Origin of the sequence: Enterobacter sp. JBIWA003 (genome assembly GCF_019968825.1) — a bacterium.
GTDB lineage: Bacteria > Pseudomonadota > Gammaproteobacteria > Enterobacterales > Enterobacteriaceae > Enterobacter > Enterobacter quasiroggenkampii.
Genome location: NZ_CP074170.1, coordinates 2,433,999 through 2,459,221, shown reverse-complemented (window position 1 = coordinate 2,459,221; position 25,223 = coordinate 2,433,999). Strand labels below are relative to the sequence as shown.

Sequence of the window (25,223 nt, the reverse complement as noted above, 5' to 3'; positions counted from 1 at the left end):
CTCCTTTAGGCACTCAGAATAATACGGAGCGCAACAAATCCCCATATAATCAGAAATATGGTTTCTACGGCGCTTCTGTTCTGCTCAATTAACGGACAATGGGAGTCAATTCTGTACTGGTGATTAAACACGCTGAATTCAACAACGGGGCAGGATGCTGAACGAGAGCCGATGTTAAATTCGTTTGTAAAAGGCAACAAGTTAATAATTGGCGTTAAAATATCTCTTGCCGTTGGCGTTTCTTCAAGCTCAGGCTCTTTTACACCGGGATCTTCTCCCAAATCTATATTGCCATTATTTCCAGTGTCAGATCCTGAGTTGTTATTAATGGTAATATCAATATTGACGTCAGCCCCTGCACTGTCAGATACAGGTGAAAGCATATCTAATAACGTTGGAGATAGCCTAAGTTCCGACATCGCAGAAGTTACTTCAGCCGGTGAAACCTCTTTAAACGGTAAGCCGTTATAATCGGCATTAACGGCAGCTTCAGACCACAGCTCGTTAATCATGTCGGCAAGAAGTGCTGGCGATACACTAACACTATCAAGATACTCCAGATAATCAATCATGGACTCAATATTTCCGGCCTCCAGTACTTCCGTCATGGCTTTATATTTGGTATTGGTCCAGATAGTAAGCTCACTCTTTTCATCAATATCTTTTGCGGTGTAATCCTCTTTTTCAGGAACGGCGCAAATCGTCGAATATCCACCATTTGACTGATTAGTCGTTTTACAAGGCGTGTTGTGATACTGATATTGCTTTCCTGCTGTTAAATAAGCAACGCTGTAATACATGGGAAGCCCTGCTACATTTTCATACATGGGAATACCTGCGGGAAATGAAGATGCGGCCGGGTTGCTATACAAGTGTGTAATCTCAGGAATTTCATAAAATGAGGAAGGATAAGTAAACTTATAATTCTGTTTAGTAAAGGATACATCTCCATTACTGTTGACAACTTTATTCGTCACAGTGCGTTCAAAATTCGTTAGTGTTTCAGTATAAGTACGCGAGTTATAGTCATTAAGATAATTTCTGGCAATTTCAGTTGGATTATCACCATAGTAATAAATTAGCTCTTTCGAATCCTGATAATAATAAAGTGCATTATCTGGCGTGGAATATCCTGTTTCAACACCTACAACTGGAGAACCCGCATCCACATTATTACGACTAACATGAAGGATTACCGGACTTAATTCCTGTGGTTCAAAATTAACGGTTATCGTCTTACTTTCACCACTTTGACCACTGTACGTTACTTCATATAAATTATCGGAAATCTTTTTACCGTTAGTCATTACCATTACCGAGCCGTCAGATGAACTCAAAGAAGACGGAACAAAAGATGATACAGCAGCAGCAATACCCGCCCACGTTGCAACACCGCTCATTTTGTATGATGAGGCAGCAGGCAAGTATTCGGCAGCATTAGCCGCAGCGCGGCCAACAAAAACACGGGTTGCTGTAAGCTGTGATGCCGTATAAATCGCATCATTGGCAGCAAAGCGACGAACAAGCACCCGGCCAACGACTTTAGGAATAACAGCCCGCGCAGCCACTGCTGCAATTGCTGGTACAAATGAATATGAATATCGGGGAAAGGAAACCCAGAGAAAGGAAAAAATAAAGGAATAAACCGTCAGCCTCTTAGCCCAAGAATAACGACATAAGCTGAGACGATCCCCCATAAAAGGGAACCCAATTTCCATAATTCAATCTCCATAATAACCTCAAGTAAAACGGGCGATATTGCATCGCCCATGAATAATGAATTTATGCGGATTTAACGGTACGCAATACCCAGCGAACGCCAGCGACACCGGCATAAAGTGTTACCAGTGAAGCAGCAACGGCCATAATCGCAACCAGAACTGTACTGAAATCAATGCTGTTCGTCAGCGGCGATAAATCAACACCACTTGATGCCGCTCCTTCTGCAGCGAAAGTCGCGCCAGAAACAGCCATTAATGCAGGTACAGCCAGAAAACTAACGATTTTTTTAAACATAACTCTATCTCCATTACATTTTAAAGGTTCGCATTCAAGCAGTACGAACCATCTTTATTACCTGTCCCACACCTACAGAAAAAAGCCAGAGCAGCAGGACAGAGCCAAAACCTAATGTCCAGTAATTTCCCATTGCAGAATAATCAATTTGATGAAATGGTTCAGAACGTACCATTATTGCCTGACATTCTTTTGCATTGTTCGCATTACATAAATAACCTTCAATACGGTAACCATTTTCAGGAATATGATTATCAAACTGAATATCGAAACCTGATGTATCCATAATCAGCCTTTTATTTCAGTAATGCCGCCATCTGATGAAATGTTATAAGTTACTCCTTCCCTCCCCTCCATTGACCAGACGCGAACATATACAGGTATCTGGACTAACTTACCGATAAAATTATTTGCCTGATTCATTACACCGGCATTAACAAGAGCCTGAGATACACGAATAATAATCTGGTCTTGCTTAGTGCCGCCAAAACCATCAGGAATCTCTAAGCCAACACCAATTTCACTATAGTATCCCTGACCATTGACCTTATTACGCTGGCGAGCACCAAGCATTTTACCTTTTACAAAAAGACCATAATTAGACATATCACTCTCCTTTAATGCCAGTTACTGGCATGTGAAATACGGTTATAATCGAAAATTAAACCTTTCTCATAAACCCATGATGGAATTTTGGCTGGTTTGGCTTCAAGAGTACGAACCAACGGAACAACGTTATTAGAATCCGGTGACTCACAATAAAAGTTAATATCTATTCCGAAAGAAAGTAATTCTTTACGGTGTCGGTAGAATGTAGGTTTCGGTAACATCTCTTTCATGTTCGCGCCCTGCTTCCACAATAAATATGTAGACTGTATTTTTCTTGGGAGATTAATTATTTTTTCATCAGTTAATATAGTATTTTGATTCATTTCTATTCTCCCTACATAGTCAGAGAATAATTTATTGGGCGTCTCAATATTCCAGCTATTACCAAGCGTAAGATTCAAGTCAATTAATTCAGTTGTTCTTAATGTTAATTCAATGCGTAATTTATCTTTTGACCAGTCCAGTAAACCAGCTTTAACGAATTCGTCTGCCATCTGGTGCCCTTTTTTGCCAGATGTATGCTCATCATATTTTGAATAAAATTTCAGGCTCCAACGACGGGAGTTTTTCCCTAAGTAAACAGTGCCACCTTTACTACAGGCGCGACCGTGGCGAGTTTTAGCTTTAAATTCTGCGGCATATAACCATGCGCGGACATTTTCTAATGTTGACAATGAATACATGTAATTGATATCGATGCGCGAGATCTTAAATTGCCCTTTCATGACCTGCCGATAGGATGGTAGATCATGAGGAATATGCAGTAATGCCAATATTCTGGCGTAAGCTGTTAACACCAACCCTTGCAAATCGTCGGAACCGATAACAGAGTGACCTTGCAAAAACTTTGATGGATTACCGTCAATGTAGAGATGTGTTGCCCGACCTTCACCATCAGATCCAACAGACCTTACTTTCATTGTGGACTCATGCGAACCGCGAACGGTCAACCGTTTTACTGTTTCCCACTCCACTGCACCGTCAGCATCGACGCTGACGACACTACCAGCCGGTAACGGTCGGTGTGTGCAAGGCAGGATTCCGGTAAACCAGTCGATCATAAGTAGTCACACCCATCAAAATATGTGTCAATAGTCATTTGTGAGCAGATTGAATGGTCACAATGTAATATGCTCAGATCTGACAGTCAATACATTTGCAATGTTTAAATTGTCAGAAATGAGCATCAAATCTAACTATTGAAAAACCACTGTTAAGATGGAGCCAAGGAGATGGGCAACAATGAGCATGAAGTTATGGCGGACAAACAGAGAGCAGAACGTATCAAAAAGGTAATTCTGGAACACTCGACTTATGAAGAACTGGCCGAGAAGACTGGCATTAGCGTGAGTACGCTGGTCAGGATAGCGTCCGGCAAAACTGAACCTAAATTCAGTGACATCATTCAGATAGCTAAAATTACGGGTGCAGACTTAAACACCTTAGCTTATGGCTATGCTCTTGATGTTAAAGAAGAAGCTACCGAGCGGAAGCTAATCACTTCTGCGGATGGATATACTGATGAAGAAACCACTAACGCACATAATTTCATCGTGTGGAACATCAGGACACTGGAAAAACAAGATATTCTGGCACTCGCAAGGCAAGTTTCTGCCTTAAGTTCATACACTTACAGTACTAAAATGTTTATGAAAAAAGCGGTGTCTGGAGAAGAGTAAAAGGATTAACAGTCTCAGGAATGAGACAAACGTGCAGTATTACCAACACTGCACGTTCTTTATTGTGCGAGTTTTGAATAGCGAAAAAGGATCAAAAGGATGAGTAGAAATAACGAAACAAGCGGCGTTGAACTGGTTGTCGTGGGCGTATTTGCTTTCTGTCTGGCAGTTGTTGCCTGGCTAATGAAAACTTTCGATGTTGAATGGCAAACAGCACTAGAAACTGCGCCTGGCCTGATAGTCTGGTTGCTTGTTGTCGGTGCGGGGATCTTTTTCGGGATCAAAATGGAAACTGGTCTTGTTCGCTGGGGTGCTCCACTTGCGATCGCCCTTCTGATTCCGGTATTCAAACCAATTCTTAAGGAAGCAGCCGGAGTTCGTGAAATGGGCGGGTTAGTTTTCGATGATATGGTTTCGTGGTACGGAACTGGCTGGGGAATGTCGCTGATGTTCTTCGGGATTCTTATCGTCGGATACGGCCTACTTTATTGGTGGCACAGAAGAAAGTCATATTACTGGTAACTCCGCCGCGGGAAACCACGGTAAAGTTCGGGTGTCACTGAACCCCGAACCGCAAGCGGTTAAATAGCAATCAACTATAGAGAGTAAGTCAAAACATATAAGGGTTAAATAATGACAGTATCTCTTGGCGATGTGTTTGGTGGTTTGGCGTTTTTTCTCTCAATCTATGCAACAATTAAAACCGTAAAGTTCAATGAAAGACAAAAAGCGTTAATAGAAGCGCAAGAAAGGTTAACGAACCTCCAACTTACTAAAGAAAAAAATGAGTTGGAAAGTTCAAAGAAAGCTGATATTAGTGCAAGCATGGTCTCTGTAGGAAATAGAGAATATAAACTAAGAGTTATTAATAAAGGGAAGGTTTCTGCGAAAAATGTAAGAATAGAATTTCCCGATAATAATTCACCAGTATCAATGAGTGACGTTAAAAGCAAATTTCCGCTTGAGTATCTCGCGACAGATCAACCAGTCGATCTCATTGCGTCAGGAGAGTTAGGTCGAGCAAGGAAATTTACTGTAAGACTAATGTGGGATGACGATTTCAAGGATGATAATGAAATTGTTTTACACATAACATATTGATTTAAATACACTTTATATCGAAGCAAAACAAGTAGAGGAGTAAGGATGAAAAATCAACTTTATAGCCGTCAAGGAATATATGACATAATCAGAAGCCACTATTTAAGAAACTTTCCATATACGATTCAATTTGAAGCGCTTAATGCAATAAATGAACACATTAGCCTTATAATTGATAGCGCATCAATACAAAAAAATGAAAGTGGTGAGTACGTATTTATCAATAATAATCCTAATATGGAAGTTGATGACCCATTTGAAAGCACAGAGAGAAATCTTGCTGCTTATCTATCAAAGCCTAGTGGTGTTGAAGCGTTATTCCAAGATGTGAACGCATTACAAAAATGGTTGCTCCAATATGGATTTATCCATGGTGGTATAGCGACTGAAAAAATGCTGGTTACGAATAAACTATAATTGGTTCGCATAATGACGTTATGCTAAAGAGGCCGCTGCGGGATTCGATTTTCGCAGCGGCCTTTTCAACATAACGAGTCGTACATTATGCGCACCAATGTATGATTCCTCAAAATCTGGATGTATTCGGTCGTAATTGTCCTGGACCATTCCGAGCTCGTGCAGTCGCCTTTTCACGCGTTCATGCTGACATGATACCCACACAACCCAACATCTGCGTTTACACATGGTTGAAAGACGTTTGATATACTTCAGCCTTTGACCACTGCTGCCGTAAACTTATGGAAATTGAATTAGATAAAAGTGTCAGAGAAAGGATTTTCCACGCGGTCATTTTTGAAGTGACGGCTAACGTTATCATCGCGCTGTCGCTTGCCTGGCTGATGAACGTGTCGGTACTCCAGTCAGGCTCGCTGTCCGTGATATCCGCGCTAACCGCCACGGCCTGGAATTTTGTGTTTAACAAACTCTTTGACTCTCTTCAGAAAACATACCGATTTGAAAGAACATTTCTGGTCCGCGCGCTCCATGCGGCCTGTTTTGAAGTTGGCCTTATCATAACGTTAATTCCTGTGGCAATGGTGATGCTGAATTTAACGGTGACGGAGGCTTTTTTTGTAGAGATCGGTCTTGTACTGTTTTTCCTGCCGTACACGATGCTGTTTAACTGGCTCTACGACTACCTGCGCTGGACATTTGTTGGGCGGAAACGGTCTGCTCTGTAGCGAGACATCTGTCACATAGGCACGCCCTTGATCATATTCGACTCCTCTCACCTTCTATACTCTTCATTTCTCTATCTCTTTTGAGGAGTCGATAATGTTTGACCATGTTAAATTCGGCGTCAGCGATTATGAAAAAAGTAAAACCTTCTTCCTTGAGGCGCTTCGCCCGCTTGGTGTGGAACTCATTGATGAAGGCGCGCCAGATTACGGTGTTGAAATGAGCGCTGGCGACGTTTCACTTTGCCTTTTCCAGACAAATGATAAACCTGCGCCTCTGCACCTGGCGTTTGTGGCTACTACACGTCAGCAGGTTGATGATTTTTACCACGCCGCGCTGCGCGTTGGCGGACGTGATAACGGCGGGCCGGGATTACGTCCGTACGGTGAAAATTATTATGCCGCTTTTGTCATCTCACCTGATGGTCATAACATCGAGACCGTGTGCCATGCACCGGAGAGCCGGTAGCACAACGCCTTTGTCAAAATGCTCATGCGACTTTGTGCACGATATTGCACGAAGTGTTGTATTTCAGGCCGGTAATGGCGTAAGGTATCCTCTGTAAATGTGCAGTTTCATGCAATAACGCTGACAGAGGTATTAATGACACAACAGTTGATTTTAATTGCCGGTCCCTATCGCAGCGGAACCGATGGTGTTCAGGCGCGAATTGACGAGAATCTGGCGCGTCTCGAAAACGCAGCATTAGCCGTTTACCAGCGTGGCCACATCCCGGTCATTGGTGAATGGCTTGCTTTGCCGCTGGCAAAAGCCGCTGGCTCAAAAACGGTGGGTGATGAAATCAGCGAAGCGATGCTGTACCCCGTTGCTCACCGGCTCATCGCAAAATGCGATGCGATTTATCGTATTGCCGGTGCGTCTAAAGGTGCCGATATGGACATTGAAGTAGCCAGAAAATATGGTCTCAGCGTGTATACCGCGCTTGAGAACATTCCAGAAGCGTAAGCCTGGACGCCAGCCAGCCTGACGTTAAAGGCTGGTTGTCAGAGGCGGTCACGATCTGAGGTCAGCACGACGGATACCCCCTTTTCCGATACCGCGCGGATCCAATCCTTATCCGTACCGTCTTCAACGACGATGGTATTCACTGAAGATACATCGCCAATCACAAACGACGACGCGGTGTTGATCTTTTCCGGAGACGCCAGAACGACCGTTTCCGCGGCTCTGCCGGAAAATGCACGTTTGATGCATGCCTCTTCGAAATCACCGGTTGTCAGCCCCGCATCGGGATGAATACCGGTCACTCCCATAAAGAACAGGTCTGCATGTATATTCTCTATGCCTTCGATGGCCGCAGCACCGACCGCAACAATCGAGTGTTTATACAAGCGTCCACCGATTAAAATCACCTCAATGGAAGGATGATCAACGAGCCCCAGAGCAATACTTGGGCTGTGCGTCACCACGGTGATGCGTAAGTCAGGAGGGAAAAATGTAATCAGCTCCGAGGTAGTCGTGCCACCGTCGACAATCACCACCTGGCCTGATGAAATCAGCTGTGCTCCTTTCCGGGCCACCCTTTTTTTTGCATCCATCTTCACGGATTGCCGTTCTGCAAACGGAGCTATAGCGGAAGATGACGGCAGCGCGCCGCCATGAACACGCTGCAAACGCCCTTCTGCCGCCAGCTCGCGCAGATCGCGCCGGATGGTGTCTTCAGAGACGTCAAAGAGAATGCTGAGCGCTTTTGACTGGACCTGGCCTTCGGCACCCAGCTTTTCAAGGATCAATTGTTTTCGCTGACTGGTGAGCATCATGAATTCCTGATGTTGCATGTTTTATCTTGAACATGCATGATATTGCTGTTTATGATCATTACTCTACGTAAGGAGGAACAATCGTGCAATCAAAACGTGCAGATGTGCGCATCATCGACAGTGAAACTCTCTCAGACAACTGGTACATCCTTAAAAAATATACCTTTGATCTCCAGCGACGTGATGGCGAATGGCAACGGCAGCATCGGGAAGTCTATGACCGTGGCAACGGCGCGACGATTCTTCTCTATAACCGTGAGAAAAAGACGGTGATCCTGACGCGCCAGTTCCGCTTCCCTGTCTTTATCAACGGCCACCAGGACGATTTAATTGAAGCTGCCGCGGGATTGCTGGACAACATGGATCCCGAAAGCCGCATAAAAGCAGAAGCGGAAGAAGAGACCGGCTTTCACGTTTCTCGCGTGCAGAAAATCTTTGAAGCCTATATGAGCCCAGGCTCCGTCACGGAAAAACTCTATTTTTATCTTGCCGAGTACCAGCCAGATGACAGAACCGGCGCAGGCGGTGGGATCAAGGCTGAGGGGGAAGATATCGACGTGCTGGAAATGACGTTTGAAGAGGCATTACGCAGCATTGAAACGGGCAAGATTGTCGACGGTAAAACCATCATGCTGCTTTATCATGTTGCCCTGAAAGGTATTCTGTAACCTACTGGTTTACATCCTGATTTGAAGGCGCATGAAATCGGTACGCTTGTGCGCTACCCGGATGAAAAGCGGAAAACCTCCTAAATTTTGCAGCCTACTATATTTAGTGAACGATTTAGAAATTCGATAAAATCATCAACTATTCCCTGAGTCACCTGCATTTATCATTCAAAAATGCCAAACGTTCACGAGGCTGCCTGCTGAGGTAGCCTGTCTTATCGGTTGTCTGGATTAAAATGCGACTCGCTACAGATAACGAAGCATATTATACTTGGTCCTCCACTCGAACAGGAGGCAGCAACTCACGTGAAGGATACATATTACAACGACATAACGATCAACACGCAAATTCAGAGTGAGCTGGACGCGTTTTTTGAGGATTTCAAAGGGATCGTCTTCGCCTACGCTATTATGAACAAGAAAGATCCTTCACAGATGAGGATACTCAATAATAGCCCCGAGTGGTTTAATATCTACCTTGAAAGAAAATATCAGTTCATTGACCCTGTCATTATTCGGGCTTTGCGCTGTGTTGAAGATTTTTTCTGGGAAAGTGACGTCGTCCTGTCGGATGGTTACAACCTGACACGCATTTTCGACGAAAGTGTCCAGTATGATATTTACCAGGGACAGACCTTTCCTCTGCATGACTATCTGAATAATCTTGTGGTCTTATCCGTCATCAGTCCTAAGCATTCTGGCATTGACATAGAGAAATATCGACCGCAATTTCTACGCTTCCTTGTTCAGTTACATCAGAAGACACTCAATCTTTATAGTCAGCATCAGCAGAAGAAGAATGTTTTCTTATCGCCACGCGAGCGCCAAATCCTTAAATGGGTCAGCGCCGGGAAAACGTACGCAGAAATTGCGGTTATTTTGTCTATTGCTGAGCGCACCGTTAAATTTCACATGGGCAATATAATGAAAAAACTCGGTGTAAATAATGCCAGACACGCAATAAAACTTGGAACGGAACTCCGGTTACTGGAGGACTGAGCCTCAGCCACTGGTTATAAATGGCGTAAATGCTCGAGCATTTCGCGAAGCCAGTGACTGGATTTATCTTTGCTAATAATGTCTTCAATAATGCTGGGGCTGGCAGGCATATAAATATAATAAATAACCTCCCCTTTTTCAGAGACACCGCGCTGTATTACTTCAACTTTCCAGTTTGCATGGCGAAATATGGCATACATACCACGACTGGCTACTGCGTACATCCCGTGATATTTTTTCTTTAGGCAATAAATATTCATTGCAAGAAACAATGCTTTACTGGCGGGCACGCCCTGCAGACTTGCAGAGTCTCGTGTTTCTTTATCTAAAAATAAGCGACTCACTTCACAACAGGGAACATCTGCTGGAAAAACAATGGGATTATCGAAATAGTTGTGAAAGATCTCGCTTATCATTGTCGGCTGCGTTGCGTTAATAAATCGCGCGCCGCATAACAGCTGTCCATCATACATCCCCAGCAAGTATGTCGTGTTATGGGAATCAAACTGATCCTTTTCCATACCTTCGATGCATTCCACTTTCCAGTCGAGTCGGTCCCGAAAAGTTTTTCTTCTGAGTCGGTAGAGTTCGTGTGCTAATGCTGGTGGTAAATCATCGTAGTCGTGTAAAAAAAATTCAATGACAGAATTCATGCTCTTGTTCCTGATAATAACACCTGAAACTATTATCACCTGTCTTTAAGGACAGCTTTCATTGTGCCGCATATTCCCTATACTTAAAAAGTACCTGACCACGAAGTTCTCGCAAAACTAAGCGGTCAGGAGGTCAAAGACCTACGAAACACCAGGGATATACCCATCGATGATTATCTAATATTTAAAGTTTCGGGTACAGAGCATAAGAAGCACTTTGCCGATAAAATATTAAAAAACAATAATCACAAAATAATTACAATAAAAACATTGCCCCTTAATCTTTTAAGGGGTAATATTTCTGTTTGCTTATTTTTTCTACCTTCCCTTCGTTTTACTGACTCTGCTGATTTCATCTGCCCAAAACCCTCGTCGGTACCGCTTTACAGACATCTGCCTGTGCTATTCTTGCTGAATCATGTAAGACGGAGAATTGATGATGGCCGACTGGAACCCTTCTCTTTACCTGCAATTTGGCGCAGAAAGAACGCGTCCAGCCGCCGAATTGCTCGCCAGAATTCCTCTGGATGAGGCTGCGACTATCGCCGATCTGGGCTGCGGTCCGGGCAACAGCACGGCGCTGTTGAAGCATCGCTGGCCTTCTGCGCACATCACCGGGGTTGATAACTCCCCTGCTATGCTCGAGGAAGCACGCGCCGCCTTACCTGACTGCCACTTTGTTGAGGCCGATATCCGGCAGTACAAGCCTGGTCAGCCGCTGAGCCTGATTTATGCCAACGCGTCACTGCAATGGGTTCCGGACCATTACGATCTCCTGCCGCATCTTGTCTCCCTGCTTAAGTTAAATGGCGTGCTGGCGATCCAGATGCCCGACAACTGGCTGGAACCCACTCATGTGGCGATGCGTGAAGTGGCGCTGGAGCAAGAGTACCCAGACCGGGGCCGCGAACCTCTGCCGGGCGTACATGCTTATTACGATATTCTGTCGGAGGCTGGCTGTGAGGTGGATATCTGGCGGACAACCTATTATCACAAAATGAGCTCTCATCAGGCCATTATTGACTGGGTAAGCGCCACCGGCCTGCGGCCCTGGCTCCAGGAACTGAATGAGAGCGAACAGAAACGTTTCCTGAAACGCTACCATGAACTGCTGGAAGAGCAGTATCCGCTCCAGGAAAACGGGCAGATACTGCTGGCTTTTCCTCGATTGTTTATCGTGGCTCAACGCCAGCCCTGATCCGATTACAGGCGGGCTTCTTTGAGCAACTGCTGGATAACCTTTTCCTGCTGCGCATAATCCCCCTCGCCAAAGGCGGTATAGCGCAGCTGCCCTTTGGCATCAAAGTAGTAATGCGCTGGCCAGTACTGGTTGCCGAACGCATTCCAGATTTGATAGTTGTTATCCGTCACGACCCGATACGGCAGTTGCCACTTTTTCACCGCATTTTTAACCGACGAAAGCGGTTTTTCCCAGGGGTATTCCGGGGTGTGAACCCCAATCACCACCAGACCCTGCGATTGATACTTTGTAGCCCACTCCCGCACATGTGGGAGCGTATGCTGGCAATTAATGCAGTCCCAGGTCCAGAAATCAATCAGAACAACCTTCCCTCGCAAGGATTCAGACGTGACAGGGTCACCGTTAATCCATCCTGTTCCACCACTTAGCGAAGGCAGCTGGCTGCTGGGCTCAGCGATCGCCACCGGCTGGAGCTTCACCGTCGCGGTTGTGGGTTTTGCCAGGTTTAAGAGCGCGGTCTCAAGACGGTCTGCGACGCCGTTAACGCCTTTCAGCAACGAGGTCATCCCCGTCGCATTCAGGACGACTGCCGCTAACATCGCCACCCCCGCCCCCTGACGCAGCTTCGCCATGAGTGCCGATTTTGCTCTCAGCGGGGTCATTAGCGTGCGGCCTCCAGTGACGAGTAATCCCAGCATCAGCGCGCATCCGCTGCCATAGGCAGCCAGCAGTGCGCCGGTGGTAATGGCGGAATGCCCCGCAATGTTAATGCTGAAGATCGCTCCCAGGATGGGGCCCGCGCAGGGAGACCAGAGCAGTCCTACCGCAAGCCCGGCCAGAAAAGCCGATGCCATTCCGCGCGTTTGCCCGCTTCGGGTGTTGAGGACATTTCCCGCGCTGACGGCCGGACCGGCAATACGCTGGGCGAAAGACGGGAAAATTAAGGCCAGCGCGGCGGTGGCCAGAATGACGAGCGCGATCCAGCGCCCGACAATGGTCGCCTCTGTTATCCACTCGCTGGCGACGGTGACGACCATCGCCACCAGGGTGAACATCACGACCATCCCTGCGAGCAGGGCCAGAATATGTCGTCGCTGCCCCTGAAAACCGGCAAAAAGGAGTGGAATAACCGGGAGCGTACATGGGCTGAGCAGGCTTATCATCCCGCCCAGAAAAGCGATTAACAGAAACATAATGACCTCACATTACTCGTCCTGCGACACTGCAGTGAGGTTATTTCATCGTCCTGATGTGTTCAGGATATGTGTAAACGCGCGGTTTTTGTCTGGCTCTGTATCACCCAGGCCAGGAGATACAAAGCCGTACAATTTTACGAACGACGCGGTAGCGTAATGGCGACATCCAGTCCGCCTCCGGCGCGGTTCGCCAGCCTGAGTTTGCCGTCCAACTGTGCGGTCAGTTGCGCGGCAATCGCCAGGCCGAGTCCTGTCCCGCCGGTATCGCGATTACGCGAGGTTTCAACCCGATAAAACGGCTGCAGAACCGCCTCCAGTTCGGCTTCGGGTATTCCCGGCCCGTCGTCCACAATGTGAATCACCACCTCTTCGGCAGACGAAATATCAATGGCAATGACGGCACCGCCGCCGAACTTAAGCGCATTATCCAGCAGGTTAGTCATCACTCTACGAAGCGCCTGTGGACGCGTGACGATGGGCAAGCGGGTTTCGCTTGCCTGAAACTGCACGTTTTTACCAATGTCCTGATAGTCGCTGGCGATGCTGTTGACCCAGGCGTTCAGCTCCAGCTTCAGCGACGTTTCTTCCAGTGATTCTGATGACCGGGCATACGCGATACCCTCCCGCACCAGACGAGACATGCTATCAAGATCATTGAGGAGCTTGTCGCGTAGTTCCGGTTCCCGGGCCATTTCGACACGCAGCTTCATGCGAGTAATGGGCGTCTGGAGATCGTGGGAAATCGAGGCCAGGATCTGCGCGCGTTCCCGGAGATAAGACTGAATGCGCGCCTGCATGGCGTTGAAGGCATGCGCTGCCCGCTGCACCTCAAGCGGTCCCTTTTCCGTCATTGGCGTGCTGGCCGCCGGATCCAGCGCGTCCACCGCGCGGGTAAAGTGTGAAAAAGGCCGTACCACCTGCCGCACGGCGATCCAGGCGCAGACGGCCAGAACCAGCAGTTGCAAAACGAGAACGATCGGGAGCCAGCTGGCGACGGGCGGCATGCGCGGGATCAGGTCAATGGTCAGCGGCGCGCCATCGCGTAATGTAAGATGGGCCTGAATATGCGAAATGGCACCGGGAACCGCGGTAAAGCTAAGCGGGTAATGCGCGGCAAGCGTCGCTTTTAAGGTTCGGATAGCATCTTGCGAACGCTTATCCGTCGGCGCTGCGCCGGGTTCTCCTGTGCCCAGAATATAACGATAGTTACCTCGTTCAAGTCGAGGCAGCCAGGCGGCGCGTTCGCTGGCCGGTAAGCGGTCTAAAATGGCGACGCTGGTTGCGACATCGTTTTCCAGATTACCTAGCATCACCGTGCGCGCGCTGTGCATGCGTTCAGTCATGACCAGCGTCAGGCTCAGGGCGTTAGCCAGCAGCAAACCGGACAGTACGACGATCAGCAAACGGGCCAACAGAGAGCGTGGCCAGAGCGTCATTCGTTAACCTCTTTGATGGTCACCGGCATCGTAAAGACGTAACCTTCGCTTCGCACGGTTTTGATATAGGCGGGCGTGCGGGCATCTTCATTGAGACGCTGGCGAACCCGGCTTACCAGCAGATCGACAGAACGTTCAAACAGTTCGGCGTCACGCCCCTGCGTCAGATTGAGCAATTGGTCACGGGTCAGCACGCGCTGCGGATGGTCCAGGAAAACGCGCAGCAGACGATACTCCGCCCCACTGAGTGCCACAATCACCCCTTCCGGGTCGATTAAGTGGCGAGCAACGGTATCGAGCTGCCATTCACCGAACATCACCAGCCGCCCTGCTTCTGTCACCTGTAGATTGGGCGGCATTGTGCGAAAACGCCGTAAAATCGCTTTGATGCGTGCCAGAAGCTCACGGGCGACAAACGGCTTCACCACGTAGTCATCCGCCCCCATCTCCAGACCCAGGATCCTGTCCGTCTCCTCATTGCGCGCCGTCAGCATCAGGATGGGCAGATCTTTATGTTTGCCGCTGCGTAGCTGCCGGCATAGCGTGAGACCGTCATCGCCAGGCATCATGACGTCCAGCACCACCAGGTCGATATGCTGTTTATCCAGTACGCTACGCATCTCTTTGCCGTTGGCCGCGCCCGTCGCGCGATAACCAGACTTAACGAGATAATCGACAATCAGTTCACGAATATCCCTGTCGTCATCGACAACAAGGATGTGGTCAATATGTTCCACCGAACTCTCCAGACCGAAGGGTAACGTACTGAAAATAGCACATTTCACAGCTTATCCGCGTCGATAACTGCCTTGACGAAATCCTGTGGATCTTCCTGAGGCGGGTTATGCCCCACGGCTGCGCCGAAGGTGCGGTGCTCATATTTGCCGGTAAATTTAGCTGCATAGGCCTGCGGTGCCGGATGCGGCGCGCCGTTGTTGCCGCCTTCGATGGTGATCGTTGGGACGGTGATATTCGGCAGCGTGGCCAGTTTTTGCTCGTAGCGGTCGTATTTACGCTCGCCTTTTTCCAGCCCTAAACGCCAGCGATAATTACTGAGCGTCACCGCGACGTGGTCCGGATTATCGAGGGATTTGGCGCTGGCGTTAAAGACCGCATCGCTAAATTTCCAGTCAGGCGAGGCCTGCGACCAGATTAAGCGTGCAAAGTCATGCGTGTTTTTGGCATAGCCTTCAGCACCGCGCGCGGTGGCGAAATAGAACTGATACCACCACTGCTGCTCTGCTTTTGGCGGCAGCGGCTGTTTGCCAATCTGCTGGCTGCTGATGAGATACCCGCTCACCGACACCAGTGATTTTACGCGCTCAGGCCACAGCGCCGCGACGATATCCGCCGTCCGGGCGCCCCAGTCATATCCGGCAAATACCGCCTGCCTGATATTCAGGGCATCCATCAGATTAACGATATCTTTCGCCATCGCCGAGGGCTGGCCGTTGCGCGGTGTGTTTGCTGACAGGAAACGCGTGGTACCGTAGCCGCGCAGAGACGGCACAATGACCCGGTACCCTTTTGCCGCCAGTGCGGGTGCAACCTCGGCATAGCTGTGAATATCGTAGGGCCAGCCATGCAGTAAAATAACCGGCTGACCGTCTTTCGGGCCAATGTCGACATAACCGACATTCAGATCGCCGGCATTAATTTGCTGAGGATGATCAAAGGCTGCGGCGACGTTTGTGCCGGTGACTTCGGCCTGACAGGACATCACGGTGCCAAGCGAAACGGTCAGTGCGAGGGTTGAGTAAGCAAGTTTGCTGAACATGTTGGTATCTCCGGTTGAGTACAATTCACGGGGATATCACAACACCTCAATGTATAGCGGATATGTGCGAAAGCGGGTTTATTGCAAGCCTGTGTATGTATCCGGGACGCTGATACAGTGTGATACAAACACAGGCGCTGAAGTTGCTGAAGTTTTAGAGGGAGAGACGATAGCGGACGTAATCGTCAGCTTCACCATATTTGTCATAGAGTTTACGCGCCGGGTTGTTTTCCCGGGTGACCCAGTACAGTTTCGACCACCCTTCGCGCTTGCCTTCGTCAATCAGCGCGTCAATGAGCGCCTTACCGGCTCCCGCCCCGCGTTCGGCAGCATCAACAAACAGATCTTCCAGGTAGCAGATGGGCGCGGTTGACCAGGTGCCTTCATGCAGAACACACATTGCGAAACCGATGACCTTTTCGTCCTTCTCCACGACCCGGCAGAACATCGATGAATGCGCTGAGAGCGCCCTTTCCCACGTCGCTGCGGTGACGGATTCCTCGAGGAAGCAATCATAAAAATGGGTGTAACCATCCCACAGCGGTCGCCATTGGGAATAATCCTCTGCGCGTAAAGGTCTTACCGTAACTGCCATGTTTTCCTCACATTACAGGTCAATTGCCATTTCAAAACAGCGTAAATCAGCCCCCGCCATACGCGAATGATGATTATGTTCTCTCAGCGTAACAAACCCAAGCTTCTGATAAAACGACTGGGCGTTAGGCGTCGCATCGAGCGTCAGGCGGGTTATCCCCCGGCTGCGGGCCTCATGTTTGAGTGCCTCAATAATCCGGGTCGCCATGCCTTTACCGAAGGCTGCAGGCAAGGTGAAAATCGCCTCCAGGCAATGGGTATCCAGATCGAGATAGCCGCTTGCCGCAACATCGCCCTTTTCATCTTCAACCACGTAAAAAGGGTATTCAATGACCATCTGCCGATAGCGTTCGGGCATCAGATCAGGCGTCCAGCGCGCAATGACCTCTGCGTCGTAACTGGTTTTACAGCCGTGACGAATCGCCTGGTTACGAATGTCCCAGAGTACTTCGGCTTCCTGCGGGTGGGCTCGTCTCAATGCCATAGTGACCTCTGCAAATGATAGTAGGATGGAAAAGTGAGCTTGCTGAGATAGAGTGCTATTGAGATGAAAATACCAGAACGCAAACAAAAGCATAACGCCTAAATAGGGAGATCCGCGCATGACGATACCGACGCTCACGACAGAACGTTTACTGCTGAAACCGCTGGTTGCGGAAGATGCCGTCCAGATACAAACGCTGTATCCGCGCTGGGAGATTGTCCGCTATATGGTCTCTTCCGTGCCCTGGCCCTATCCGGATAACGGCGCGGAAAACTATGTCAACAACGTGGCGCTGCCGGATATGGCGAAAGGGATTGCCTGGTTCTGGAGCATCCGGCGACGTGAGGTGCCGGATGAATTGATGGGCATTATTTGCCTGTACGACGTCGAGGATAACAACCGCGGGTTCTGGCTCGCGCCGGAGTTCCAGGGTCAGGGATTTATGCGCGAAGCCAGCATTGCCGCGACGGATTACTGGTTCAACACGCTAAACAAATCCGTTTTGCGGGCCCCGAAGGCCGCTGCTAACAGCCGCTCCCGTCGTATTTCGGACAGTAGCGGCATGCGGCTTATCAGGACGGAGAAGAAAGCCTACGTCAGCGGGATGCTGGACTCCGAGCTGTGGGAGATCACTCGCGACGAGTGGAACGCCCGTCAGGTCAGCTGATAGTGCTTATCCGGCACCAGCCTTTCCGGAATATTCTCTTCGTCGTTCATCTGCAGCAGATCGCGTTCCATCATGTTGCAGATGGCGTCCAGCGGCAGGTCGTTATCTTCGGTGCCAAACGGGTCTTCCAGCTCTTCCGCCAGGGTGTCCAGCGAGATAAAGGTGTATGAAATCAGCGCCGAGACAAAGGGCGTCATGTAGTGCAGATCCACAACCAGCGCAAACGGCAGCATGATGCAGAACAGATAGACCGTACGGTGCAAAATCAGCGTGTAGGCAAACGGTACTGGCGTGGTCGCAATGCGCTCGCAGCCGGACAGGACGATGGACATATCGTTCAGACGGTTGTTCAGGCTGTGAAACAGGATGTCCGAGAGTTGCCCGTTACGTCGCCGCACGGCCAGCCACTCTCCCATGATCAGTAAAATACGGTTCGCGGGCGCACTGGCCTTCATCACCTGACGTAAATCATCCGGAGAAAGATAGCGAGAGAGTTGCTCTGCGTTCAGCTCCCGGCGCAGGGTCATCCGCAGGCAGTTGGCAAAAGCAATCTGCAGTCGCACGAATTCGCCGAGGTGCTTATCGTCAGGCAAGGTGTTTTTTACCTCGCGAAACAGCGAGCGTGCCGCTATCATCAACTGCCCCCAGAGCAGGCGAGCCTCAACGTAGCGCGAATAACAGGCGTTGTTTCGGAAACCCAAAAAGATAGCGATCGCCACGCCGAGAATGCTGAATGGCGCCACGGTAAATTTGATGCCCAGCGAGGTATACCACGGCAACATCAGGATAACGGCAATAGAAAGCAGGAAATTGAGCAGCAATCGGGTATAGATCTTAGGCAGTACCGAACCGTGCCAGACAAAAATCAGTTGTAGCCAGTGCTGTTTAGGACGAACGATCATAGTGAGTTTCAGGAAAGAAAAGAGCGAGGCTATTAAACGAGATCCCCGTCACCGTTGCAAGCTTGTTAACGGGACATTGCATTTTCTCCCCTGATTAGCGAAATCCGCACAGTGCTGCATGTGCTTTTTAAAACAAAGCCAATAGTATGTTGTAACTAAATAGATCGTATTCAAACCCGGCCGAAGCCGGGTGAACGCATTAGCAAAGCGGTTTAACCGCAGCGCGCATGCCCTTCAGCAGAATGGCATCCAGGTCCAGCGTGACCTGGTCGACAAGCCCACTCACCTGCGTCAAGTCCTGCTCCCAGTGTTCGCGTGCGCTGAGTACGGACTGTACCAGCTCACGGGAGCTCAACTGCCGATCGCGGTGCTGTGCCCAGAGCTGCTGATAGCGTTCCAGCCAGCACGCATCATCCTGCACCGGATAGCTCTCCCCGTCACGCTCCGCGCGGTAGAACGCGATCAACGCGGCTAAGGCAAACGTCAGACGTGCCGGTAATTGCCCCGTTGCCTTCTGCCCTGCCAGCAGCTGCGGCAGGATGCGGGTACGGTATTTGGTCATACCGTTAAGCGCAATGGATAGCAGCTGGTGTCTGATGTAAGGGTTACGAAAACGCCCAGTCACCGCACTGGCGAAAGATTCCAGCTCGTTACGCGGCAAATCGAGGACCGGAATGATCTCCTGATAAATTGCTTTTTCGACGAACGCGCAGATCTCCGCATCATTCATCGCCTCGCCTACCGTATCCAGCCCGGCCTGGAAGGCGACCGGCACCAGCGCCGTATGCGCCCCGTTCAGAATGGCAACCTTGCGTTCTTTGTAGGGCCTGATGTCGTCGACAATCCGTACATTTAGCGGGTACTTATCCAGACGAAGTTCGCGGGCAAGGGATGCAGGTCCCTGAATAACAAACAGATAGAAGTGTTCGGCCGTGTCCAGGAACCCATCGTGATAACCCAGCTCAGCTTCAAGCGCAGCCGCTTCGTCACGTGGATAACCCGTCACGATACGGTCAACCAGCGTCGAGCAGAAGCTGTTGGCGTCATTGAGCCACTGAATAAAGGCGGCGGGCAGCGCCCACTCCTGCGCATAGCGCAAGACGAGTTCACGCAGTGCGTCACCGTTGTAGTCAATCAACTCGCAGGGAATGATGATCCAGCCCTTGTCAGCCGCACCGTTGAAGTGGCTAAAGCGCTCAAACAGCAGACGCGTCAGCTTCGCCGGATAGCTCACCGCAGGGGCATCGTCGAACCGGTCACCCTCGTGGTAGCTGATACCCGCTTCGGTGGTATTCGAGAAAACAAAGCGCATATACGGATTGTGTGCCAGCTTCAGGAACGCATCATACTGATTGTAGACGTCGATTTCCCGGTTAACGGAGCGGATAAGCCGGCTCGCGGTAACCGCCTCACCCTTCTCATTCAGACCACGAATGAGCGTGGTATAGAGACCGTCCTGCGTATTCAGTGACGGCGGGAAGTCGCTCTGAATCGGACGGACGATAACTACGCCGGCGTTAAGATCGGTATGTTCGTTTAACAGGTCAATTTGCCAGTCGACAAACGCGCGCAGGAAGTTGCCTTCACCAAACTGAATGATGCGTTCGGGATACAGAGCACCGGGAAAATCGCGACGGTTGAGCGTGTTCACAAGAGGTTCCTTTTATGATTAGTCATACAGCCTGATAAGATTGGTACGATAACTTATCAAAACTTAACGACCAGAAACCCTGTTTTGATCAATACGTCGCGTAGTTGTGCAGAAAAATTATAAGAACTTATAAAACACGGACGTGGATGTCATGGCACCGTCCGGCATCAGGGCATAGCGCGGGATTTCACCAACCTTTTGCCAGCCGGCACGCTGGTAGAAAGTCTCGGCCCCGCTGCCGGTGGAGGTATCGAGCACCAGCACCGAAATCTCTCTGGCTCTGGCCTCAGCTTCCAGCGCTTCCATCAATGCCATCGCGGCCCCTTTCCGGCGCGCTTTCTCGTGAACCAGCAGCTTCGCCACATCGGCGCGATGCGGCTGGTTTTCCGGCTGATCTGTGATCAGCTGCACCGTTCCGATGACGCCGTCCTGCGCATCGACGCAGGCAAGCACCAGCCGCTCGCCACGCGCGACGCTTTCGGCAATACCGCGCCAGAAAATACGGGCCTTATCCAGGCCATAAGGAAGCATAAAGCTGACGGATGCCCCGCCGTTTACGCAGTTTTCGAGGATCCCGGCCAGCGCATCAAGATGGGTGAGGATCTCTTCCCGGGTGAGATTTTTGATTTGCAGTGAGGTATTCATTGTTTTTCCTTACGTTGAATACACTCACTTTGTATTTAACAACTTATTAACGCAAGCAGATCGGACATAGGCTTTTGTTATGTCACCGGGCGCGCTGGCGCTGCTGTTTCATGGCGTACATCTTTTCATCGGCATCTTTTAACCACTGCTGCAGGTCGTTGCCGTTATGATCGAATTCGCTAAGCCCCCATGAGAAATGAAGCGACCAGGGATGCAGCTTGCGGGCGTTATAGTGTTCCACCTGCTCAGCGAGATACTGCATGGCAATCCAGGCACCCTGCTCGTCGGTATCCGCGAACAGCACCGCGAACTCATCCCCGCCAAAACGCACCAGCAGATCCGCTTCACGGAAAGAAGCACGCATCAGTTGCGCCATGGCTTTCAGCGCCTTATCGCCCTCTTCATGCCCGTAGCGATCGTTGATTTCCTTAAAGCGATCCAGATCCAGCCAGCCGAGCGTGAGCGGCTCAGCCCGGCGTCGGGCAACGGAAAGCGTGAACCGCACCAGCTGATTAAAGCCCCGACGGTTGAATAGACCCGTTAATTCATCCGTTGTCGCCGCGCTGATAGCGGCAAACTCATCTTCAGCCAGCGCGCCAAGATCCCCCAGCACGGCGAGATCGGCCGCTGAAAACTCCCTGGGCGCGTAGTCAATCAGGCAGAGCGAGCCCACGCTCGCGCCATCACGCAGGCGCAGCGGGAAGCCCGCGTAAAAACGCACGCGAGGTTCACCGGCCACCAGCGGATTATCCGCAAAACGATCGTCCTGCAGCATGTCTCCCACCACCAGTGGTGCTTCGGTGAGGATCGTATGGCCACAAAACGAAATGTTACGCGGTACGGAATTGGGTGCCTGCCCGTCGGCCGACTTCACAATAAGTGAATGCTCATCAATCAGATTGACCATCGCCAGCGGCACCTGGAAGAAGCGCTTTGCCAGACGTGTTAACCGGTCAAACGCCGGGGAGCTGTCTATCTCAAGCAAACCGGATTCGCGCAGCGAGTTCAGTCTGTCTGTTTCATTTTCAGGGGTTGCAGGTGCTTTCATAATGTCTCCTGACGTAAAGCGTTACTAAAAGCGTAGCTTAAACAGAGACATTGTCAGTGTTCGAACATCCTGTTAAGCCGCTTGCTATTCACGTCAATGCCTTATGACGATTAACGCAGCTATATTTCACTCCCGGAGGTCGCGGCAAGCTGCTCGTCCGACATCCGGGCACTGGTACGATTTCGACCCGCTTTTTTTGAACGATAAAGATGATCGTCCGCTTCGGCCATCAACGTGTTGAAGACCTCGGTCAACTGCCATGACTCAGACTTTCCGCTTCCGAGGCCAATACTGACCGTCAGGTAGAGCGTCTGGTGGCGCCACGTGAAAGGATGGCTGGCGACGGTGGTTCTGATACGCTCCGCCAGTTCATAACCGTTTTGCGCATTACCAGAGTTTACCACCACCGCGAACTCTTCCCCGCCCATTCGCGCAACCATGCCGTCTTCGCCGACAACCTGTTGAACCTGCCGGGCAAATGACGCCAGCACGCGGTCACCACACTCGTGACCATAGTTATCATTAATGCTTTTAAAGTAATCGATATCCAGCAGCATGACGGTCAGAAAACGCGAGTGCCGGTGCGTCTCTTCGTGTTTTAACGCCTCATAAAGCCCGGAACGCGAGTAAACATGCGTTAAGAAGTCATAATCCGCCCGCAGAGAAACCTGACGGATCAGGGAATTAATGGCAGCCATGCTGACGGAGACCATCACCGGACAGATCGCCATCGTGGCAATACCCAGCCGGGCAGAAAACATCATTGGGGTGGTAAACGGCGTCGCCACGGCAATATTAATCACCGAGTTGGCGACCAGAATAATTTCAATGGCGCCCGTGACAAACGTCAGCAAGCAGGTCACAGGCAATGGGTAGCGTACCGCACACCAGATAAGCGCAGGCAGAGGAAAAGAGAGGCTCCCCGCTCCGCCGATCACCACCGACGCGACCACCGAGACAATCAGCGCAATAACCGGTAACAGTTGCTCCAGAGGCAACCTGAATTCGCGCACGGGCATGCCCAGCGTAAGCATACACGGCACAACAAGCACGCCGGTTGAGAACTGCTCGCTAAACCAGTCGGCGAACAACGGCCAGAACGTATGACTGTCAATTCCGACCGAACCTACCGCGCCGAGCAACGCGCACAGCAGCGCGGCGATCAGACAGTAGTTGAACAGGCGTAATGCGTTGAGCGGATCGGGGGTTTTCTTCATCAGCCGCTTATCACGCTGAACCAGCACGGCCACAACGACGATAAAGACCATGTTAGACAGGTTGATCACCACGGAGGCCATCCCCCAGCTGGTCGTGACCGCGTCGTACAACAGCATCGCGACATAGGATACCGCATAGTAATGCAGGCGATTCAGGAAAACATAACGGGCAAAGATCCCTGCCATCACGCCATTGAGTGGCCAGAACAGCGACAAGGCCTCCACGAGACGTAATTCCGCGCCCACAAAATAGAACAAGGTGGTGAGGATAAAGATCGTCGATGCATTTCGCAGCGGCGTGTCAGGCTGGAAAGGTCTGAAAGCGGTAAGAGCAGAACGCATTAAATATCATTCCATATGAAAGCTTATGGCAATTATTGCGGTCGTCAGCACGATCGAAGCTCACTTAAGATGCATCTATAACACAAATACAGCGGGATCATAACTCGTCAAATTTAGGCGTTCATCTGCAGTACCAGCCAGTGGTGAATAACGCTGACGATATACTGCTGCTGCTGCGCGGTGAGCTGAACACCGTGTGGAATATTATGCCATTTTGCCAGGCAGCCCCGACAACAGGTGGCGGTAGCATGCTGGGCGATAAACACCGGGTGACCGCGCATGGGCGTCTGTTTCCCGTCGTTTGCAGGTTGTGCAGGGGCAAGACGCTTTTCGACAAAATCCGCGGCATGCTGGTCAATGGTATCCGGGCCTTTGTCCCAGCAGTACTGCCGTTCCTTATCGCCTAAGCGAAAGCGCGAGCGAAACGTCGATCGCGCCAGACGGGAAAAAAGAGGATCCAGGTCAGACATCAGTAGACTGAACGTCCCATACGCTGGGTCAGTTTCTCCAGAACCGCCACACCGGCAAGCGAATTTCCGGTTTCATCCAGCTCCGGGCTCCAGACCGCAATCGCCATTTCATGCGGCACAATCGCCACGACTCCGCCACCGACGCCTGATTTAGCCGGGAGACCAACGCGCCAGGCAAACTCGCCGGCGTTTTGATACATCCCGCTGGTCGCCATCAGCGCGTTAACCTGGCGTGCCTGCAGAGGTGAAACCACCTCCTGATCGAGATGCGGCGCGTGCCCCTGATGCGCCAGGAACAGGAACGTCTGAGCCAGCTCAACGCAGCTCATCTTCAGGGCGCAGTAATGGAAGTAGTTTTGCAGGACGGTCGCCACGTCGTTATGGAAATTGCCGAAGGATTTCATCAGCCACGCGATGGCCGCGTTACGGGCGGAATGTTCGAATTCCGAGCGGGCCACCACCGGATCGTAGGCAATGTCGTCGACGCCCGAAAGCTGGCGCACGATCTCCAGCATACGCTGACGCGGCGCGCTGAGGCGGCTTTGCAGCATATCGCAGACCACCAGCGCCCCGGCGTTGATAAAGGGATTTCGCGGTTTACCCTGTTCTATCTCGAGCTGAAGCAGCGAGTTAAAAGGCTGGCCGGACGGATCTTTGCCCACCCGCTGCCAGATCTCGTCTTCTTCATACTGGCGCATCGCCGCAACCAGACTGAGCACTTTCGAAATGGACTGAATGGAAAAACGTTCTGTTGCATCCCCTGCCTGGTATCGCTGTCCGTCGATGGTACAGATAGCAATGCCCAGCTTATTCCCGCTGACCGAGGCAAGGGCCGGAATATAGTCGGCAACCTTCCCCTTTCCAATTAACGGACGAACCTGCGCCAGAATCTCGTCCAACATCTCATTATGGATGACCGCAGCCACACTTTGCTCCTTGCCCTCAGG

Annotated in this window: 31 protein-coding genes; 11 read left to right on the top strand and 20 right to left on the bottom strand. The window is 50.4% G+C overall.

What is annotated here, in order from left to right; all coding sequences use genetic code 11:
• Positions 1 to 5 precede the first annotated feature (5 nt).
• The 5 genes from KGP25_RS11825 to KGP25_RS11805 all read right to left on the bottom strand — a co-directional run bounded on the left by KGP25_RS11825 (position 6) and on the right by KGP25_RS11805 (position 3,686).
• On the bottom strand, positions 6 to 1,568 hold the full coding sequence (locus KGP25_RS11825) for a hypothetical protein (protein WP_223540556.1): 1,563 nt from the start codon (positions 1,566 to 1,568) through the stop codon (positions 6 to 8).
• Positions 1,569 to 1,782: 214 nt separating this feature from the next.
• Positions 1,783 to 2,016 (bottom strand): hypothetical protein, encoded by a 234-nt coding sequence (locus KGP25_RS11820; protein WP_000473544.1) that lies wholly within the window; start codon positions 2,014 to 2,016, stop codon positions 1,783 to 1,785.
• Between the two features lie 34 nt (positions 2,017 to 2,050).
• On the bottom strand, positions 2,051 to 2,302 hold the full coding sequence (locus KGP25_RS11815; protein ID WP_000381239.1) for a membrane protein: 252 nt from the start codon (positions 2,300 to 2,302) through the stop codon (positions 2,051 to 2,053).
• 2 nt (positions 2,303 to 2,304) lie between these two features.
• Positions 2,305 to 2,622: a DNA-binding protein gene (locus KGP25_RS11810; RefSeq protein ID WP_223540511.1), complete on the bottom strand. Its 318-nt coding sequence runs from the start codon at positions 2,620 to 2,622 to the stop codon at positions 2,305 to 2,307.
• A gap of 11 nt (positions 2,623 to 2,633) precedes the next feature.
• The gene (locus KGP25_RS11805) at positions 2,634 to 3,686 is read right to left on the bottom strand and encodes a phage/plasmid replication protein, II/X family (RefSeq protein ID WP_000568109.1); all 1,053 of its coding nucleotides are present in this window, start codon (positions 3,684 to 3,686) and stop codon (positions 2,634 to 2,636) included.
• A gap of 171 nt (positions 3,687 to 3,857) precedes the next feature.
• Between KGP25_RS11805 and KGP25_RS11800 the strand changes: the two genes are divergently transcribed.
• The 7 genes from KGP25_RS11800 (at position 3,858) to KGP25_RS11770 (ending at position 7,511) form a co-directional block, all read left to right on the top strand.
• Positions 3,858 to 4,304, top strand: coding sequence for a helix-turn-helix transcriptional regulator (locus KGP25_RS11800; RefSeq protein WP_000527682.1), 447 nt, complete (start codon positions 3,858 to 3,860; stop codon positions 4,302 to 4,304).
• A gap of 99 nt (positions 4,305 to 4,403) precedes the next feature.
• The gene (locus KGP25_RS11795; RefSeq protein WP_000089313.1) at positions 4,404 to 4,826 is read left to right on the top strand and encodes a hypothetical protein; all 423 of its coding nucleotides are present in this window, start codon (positions 4,404 to 4,406) and stop codon (positions 4,824 to 4,826) included.
• Positions 4,827 to 4,937: 111 nt separating this feature from the next.
• Entirely contained in the window at positions 4,938 to 5,405 is a 468-nt protein-coding gene (locus tag KGP25_RS11790; protein WP_000218697.1) for a hypothetical protein, read from the top strand.
• A 45-nt stretch (positions 5,406 to 5,450) separates the two neighbouring features.
• Positions 5,451 to 5,822 carry a hypothetical protein gene (locus KGP25_RS11785; protein WP_096645245.1) on the top strand — a complete coding sequence of 124 codons (372 nt, stop codon included), beginning with the start codon at positions 5,451 to 5,453 and terminating at the stop codon, positions 5,820 to 5,822.
• A gap of 281 nt (positions 5,823 to 6,103) precedes the next feature.
• Positions 6,104 to 6,547: a PACE efflux transporter gene (locus tag KGP25_RS11780; protein WP_196346338.1), complete on the top strand. Its 444-nt coding sequence runs from the start codon at positions 6,104 to 6,106 to the stop codon at positions 6,545 to 6,547.
• Positions 6,548 to 6,641: 94 nt separating this feature from the next.
• Entirely contained in the window at positions 6,642 to 7,013 is a 372-nt protein-coding gene (locus KGP25_RS11775) for a VOC family protein (RefSeq protein ID WP_223540509.1), read from the top strand.
• Between the two features lie 135 nt (positions 7,014 to 7,148).
• Positions 7,149 to 7,511 carry a DUF4406 domain-containing protein gene (locus KGP25_RS11770; RefSeq protein ID WP_048223225.1) on the top strand — a complete coding sequence of 121 codons (363 nt, stop codon included), beginning with the start codon at positions 7,149 to 7,151 and terminating at the stop codon, positions 7,509 to 7,511.
• Between the two features lie 38 nt (positions 7,512 to 7,549).
• Here KGP25_RS11770 and KGP25_RS11765 read toward each other — a convergent pair whose 3' ends face one another.
• Positions 7,550 to 8,323 (bottom strand): DeoR/GlpR family DNA-binding transcription regulator, encoded by a 774-nt coding sequence (locus KGP25_RS11765; RefSeq protein ID WP_223540555.1) that lies wholly within the window; start codon positions 8,321 to 8,323, stop codon positions 7,550 to 7,552.
• Between the two features lie 86 nt (positions 8,324 to 8,409).
• On the opposite strand from KGP25_RS11765, the gene KGP25_RS11760 reads away from it, so the two are divergent.
• Positions 8,410 to 8,994 carry an NUDIX domain-containing protein gene (locus KGP25_RS11760; RefSeq protein WP_063621628.1) on the top strand — a complete coding sequence of 195 codons (585 nt, stop codon included), beginning with the start codon at positions 8,410 to 8,412 and terminating at the stop codon, positions 8,992 to 8,994.
• A 306-nt stretch (positions 8,995 to 9,300) separates the two neighbouring features.
• Positions 9,301 to 9,993 carry a LuxR family transcriptional regulator gene (locus KGP25_RS11755; protein ID WP_045910553.1) on the top strand — a complete coding sequence of 231 codons (693 nt, stop codon included), beginning with the start codon at positions 9,301 to 9,303 and terminating at the stop codon, positions 9,991 to 9,993.
• 14 nt (positions 9,994 to 10,007) lie between these two features.
• On the opposite strand, the gene KGP25_RS11750 is transcribed toward KGP25_RS11755, so the two are convergent.
• Positions 10,008 to 10,646 carry an acyl-homoserine-lactone synthase gene (locus KGP25_RS11750; protein ID WP_048223222.1) on the bottom strand — a complete coding sequence of 213 codons (639 nt, stop codon included), beginning with the start codon at positions 10,644 to 10,646 and terminating at the stop codon, positions 10,008 to 10,010.
• A gap of 439 nt (positions 10,647 to 11,085) precedes the next feature.
• On the opposite strand from KGP25_RS11750, the gene tam reads away from it, so the two are divergent.
• On the top strand, positions 11,086 to 11,844 hold the full coding sequence (gene tam, locus KGP25_RS11745) for a trans-aconitate 2-methyltransferase (RefSeq protein ID WP_063621942.1): 759 nt from the start codon (positions 11,086 to 11,088) through the stop codon (positions 11,842 to 11,844).
• Positions 11,845 to 11,849: 5 nt separating this feature from the next.
• Here tam and KGP25_RS11740 read toward each other — a convergent pair whose 3' ends face one another.
• The 6 genes from KGP25_RS11740 to KGP25_RS11715 form a co-directional block, all read right to left on the bottom strand.
• Positions 11,850 to 13,040 (bottom strand): cytochrome c biogenesis protein/redoxin, encoded by a 1,191-nt coding sequence (locus KGP25_RS11740; RefSeq protein WP_063621627.1) that lies wholly within the window; start codon positions 13,038 to 13,040, stop codon positions 11,850 to 11,852.
• A 137-nt stretch (positions 13,041 to 13,177) separates the two neighbouring features.
• The gene (locus KGP25_RS11735) at positions 13,178 to 14,479 is read right to left on the bottom strand and encodes an ATP-binding protein (RefSeq protein WP_223540507.1); all 1,302 of its coding nucleotides are present in this window, start codon (positions 14,477 to 14,479) and stop codon (positions 13,178 to 13,180) included.
• Positions 14,476 to 15,216: a response regulator gene (locus tag KGP25_RS11730; protein WP_223540554.1), complete on the bottom strand. Its 741-nt coding sequence runs from the start codon at positions 15,214 to 15,216 to the stop codon at positions 14,476 to 14,478. Before KGP25_RS11730 ends, KGP25_RS11735 begins: the two co-directional genes overlap by 4 nt.
• A 44-nt stretch (positions 15,217 to 15,260) precedes the next feature.
• Positions 15,261 to 16,256, bottom strand: coding sequence for an alpha/beta hydrolase (locus KGP25_RS11725; protein ID WP_196346334.1), 996 nt, complete (start codon positions 16,254 to 16,256; stop codon positions 15,261 to 15,263).
• Between the two features lie 154 nt (positions 16,257 to 16,410).
• Positions 16,411 to 16,851, bottom strand: a complete 441-nt coding sequence (locus tag KGP25_RS11720; protein ID WP_223540505.1) for a GNAT family N-acetyltransferase — start codon at positions 16,849 to 16,851, stop codon at positions 16,411 to 16,413.
• Between the two features lie 12 nt (positions 16,852 to 16,863).
• A complete protein-coding gene (locus tag KGP25_RS11715) occupies positions 16,864 to 17,334 on the bottom strand; it encodes a GNAT family N-acetyltransferase (RefSeq protein WP_223540504.1) in 471 nt (156 codons plus the stop codon).
• 118 nt (positions 17,335 to 17,452) lie between these two features.
• On the opposite strand from KGP25_RS11715, the gene KGP25_RS11710 reads away from it, so the two are divergent.
• A complete protein-coding gene (locus KGP25_RS11710; RefSeq protein ID WP_047075363.1) occupies positions 17,453 to 18,001 on the top strand; it encodes a GNAT family N-acetyltransferase in 549 nt (182 codons plus the stop codon).
• On the opposite strand, the gene KGP25_RS11705 is transcribed toward KGP25_RS11710, so the two are convergent.
• The 7 genes from KGP25_RS11705 to glsB form a co-directional block, all read right to left on the bottom strand.
• A complete protein-coding gene (locus KGP25_RS11705) occupies positions 17,989 to 18,903 on the bottom strand; it encodes a bestrophin family protein (RefSeq protein ID WP_111966668.1) in 915 nt (304 codons plus the stop codon). The genes KGP25_RS11710 and KGP25_RS11705 overlap by 13 nt on opposite strands.
• Before the next feature lie 199 nt (positions 18,904 to 19,102).
• Complete coding sequence (locus KGP25_RS11700; protein WP_223540503.1) at positions 19,103 to 20,554, bottom strand: tagaturonate reductase; 1,452 nt, start codon at positions 20,552 to 20,554, stop codon at positions 19,103 to 19,105.
• Between the two features lie 117 nt (positions 20,555 to 20,671).
• A complete protein-coding gene (locus KGP25_RS11695; RefSeq protein ID WP_048030473.1) occupies positions 20,672 to 21,199 on the bottom strand; it encodes a GNAT family N-acetyltransferase in 528 nt (175 codons plus the stop codon).
• An 82-nt stretch (positions 21,200 to 21,281) separates the two neighbouring features.
• A complete protein-coding gene (locus KGP25_RS11690) occupies positions 21,282 to 22,247 on the bottom strand; it encodes a sensor domain-containing diguanylate cyclase (protein WP_048030475.1) in 966 nt (321 codons plus the stop codon).
• Positions 22,248 to 22,366: 119 nt separating this feature from the next.
• On the bottom strand, positions 22,367 to 23,806 hold the full coding sequence (locus tag KGP25_RS11685; protein WP_223540502.1) for a GGDEF domain-containing protein: 1,440 nt from the start codon (positions 23,804 to 23,806) through the stop codon (positions 22,367 to 22,369).
• Positions 23,807 to 23,919: 113 nt separating this feature from the next.
• Positions 23,920 to 24,276, bottom strand: coding sequence for a DUF4186 domain-containing protein (locus tag KGP25_RS11680; protein ID WP_021242499.1), 357 nt, complete (start codon positions 24,274 to 24,276; stop codon positions 23,920 to 23,922).
• Positions 24,276 to 25,202 (bottom strand): glutaminase B, encoded by a 927-nt coding sequence (gene glsB / locus KGP25_RS11675; protein ID WP_045910537.1) that lies wholly within the window; start codon positions 25,200 to 25,202, stop codon positions 24,276 to 24,278. The genes KGP25_RS11680 and glsB overlap by 1 nt, the downstream gene beginning before the upstream one ends.
• Between the last annotated feature and the right edge of the window lie 21 nt (positions 25,203 to 25,223).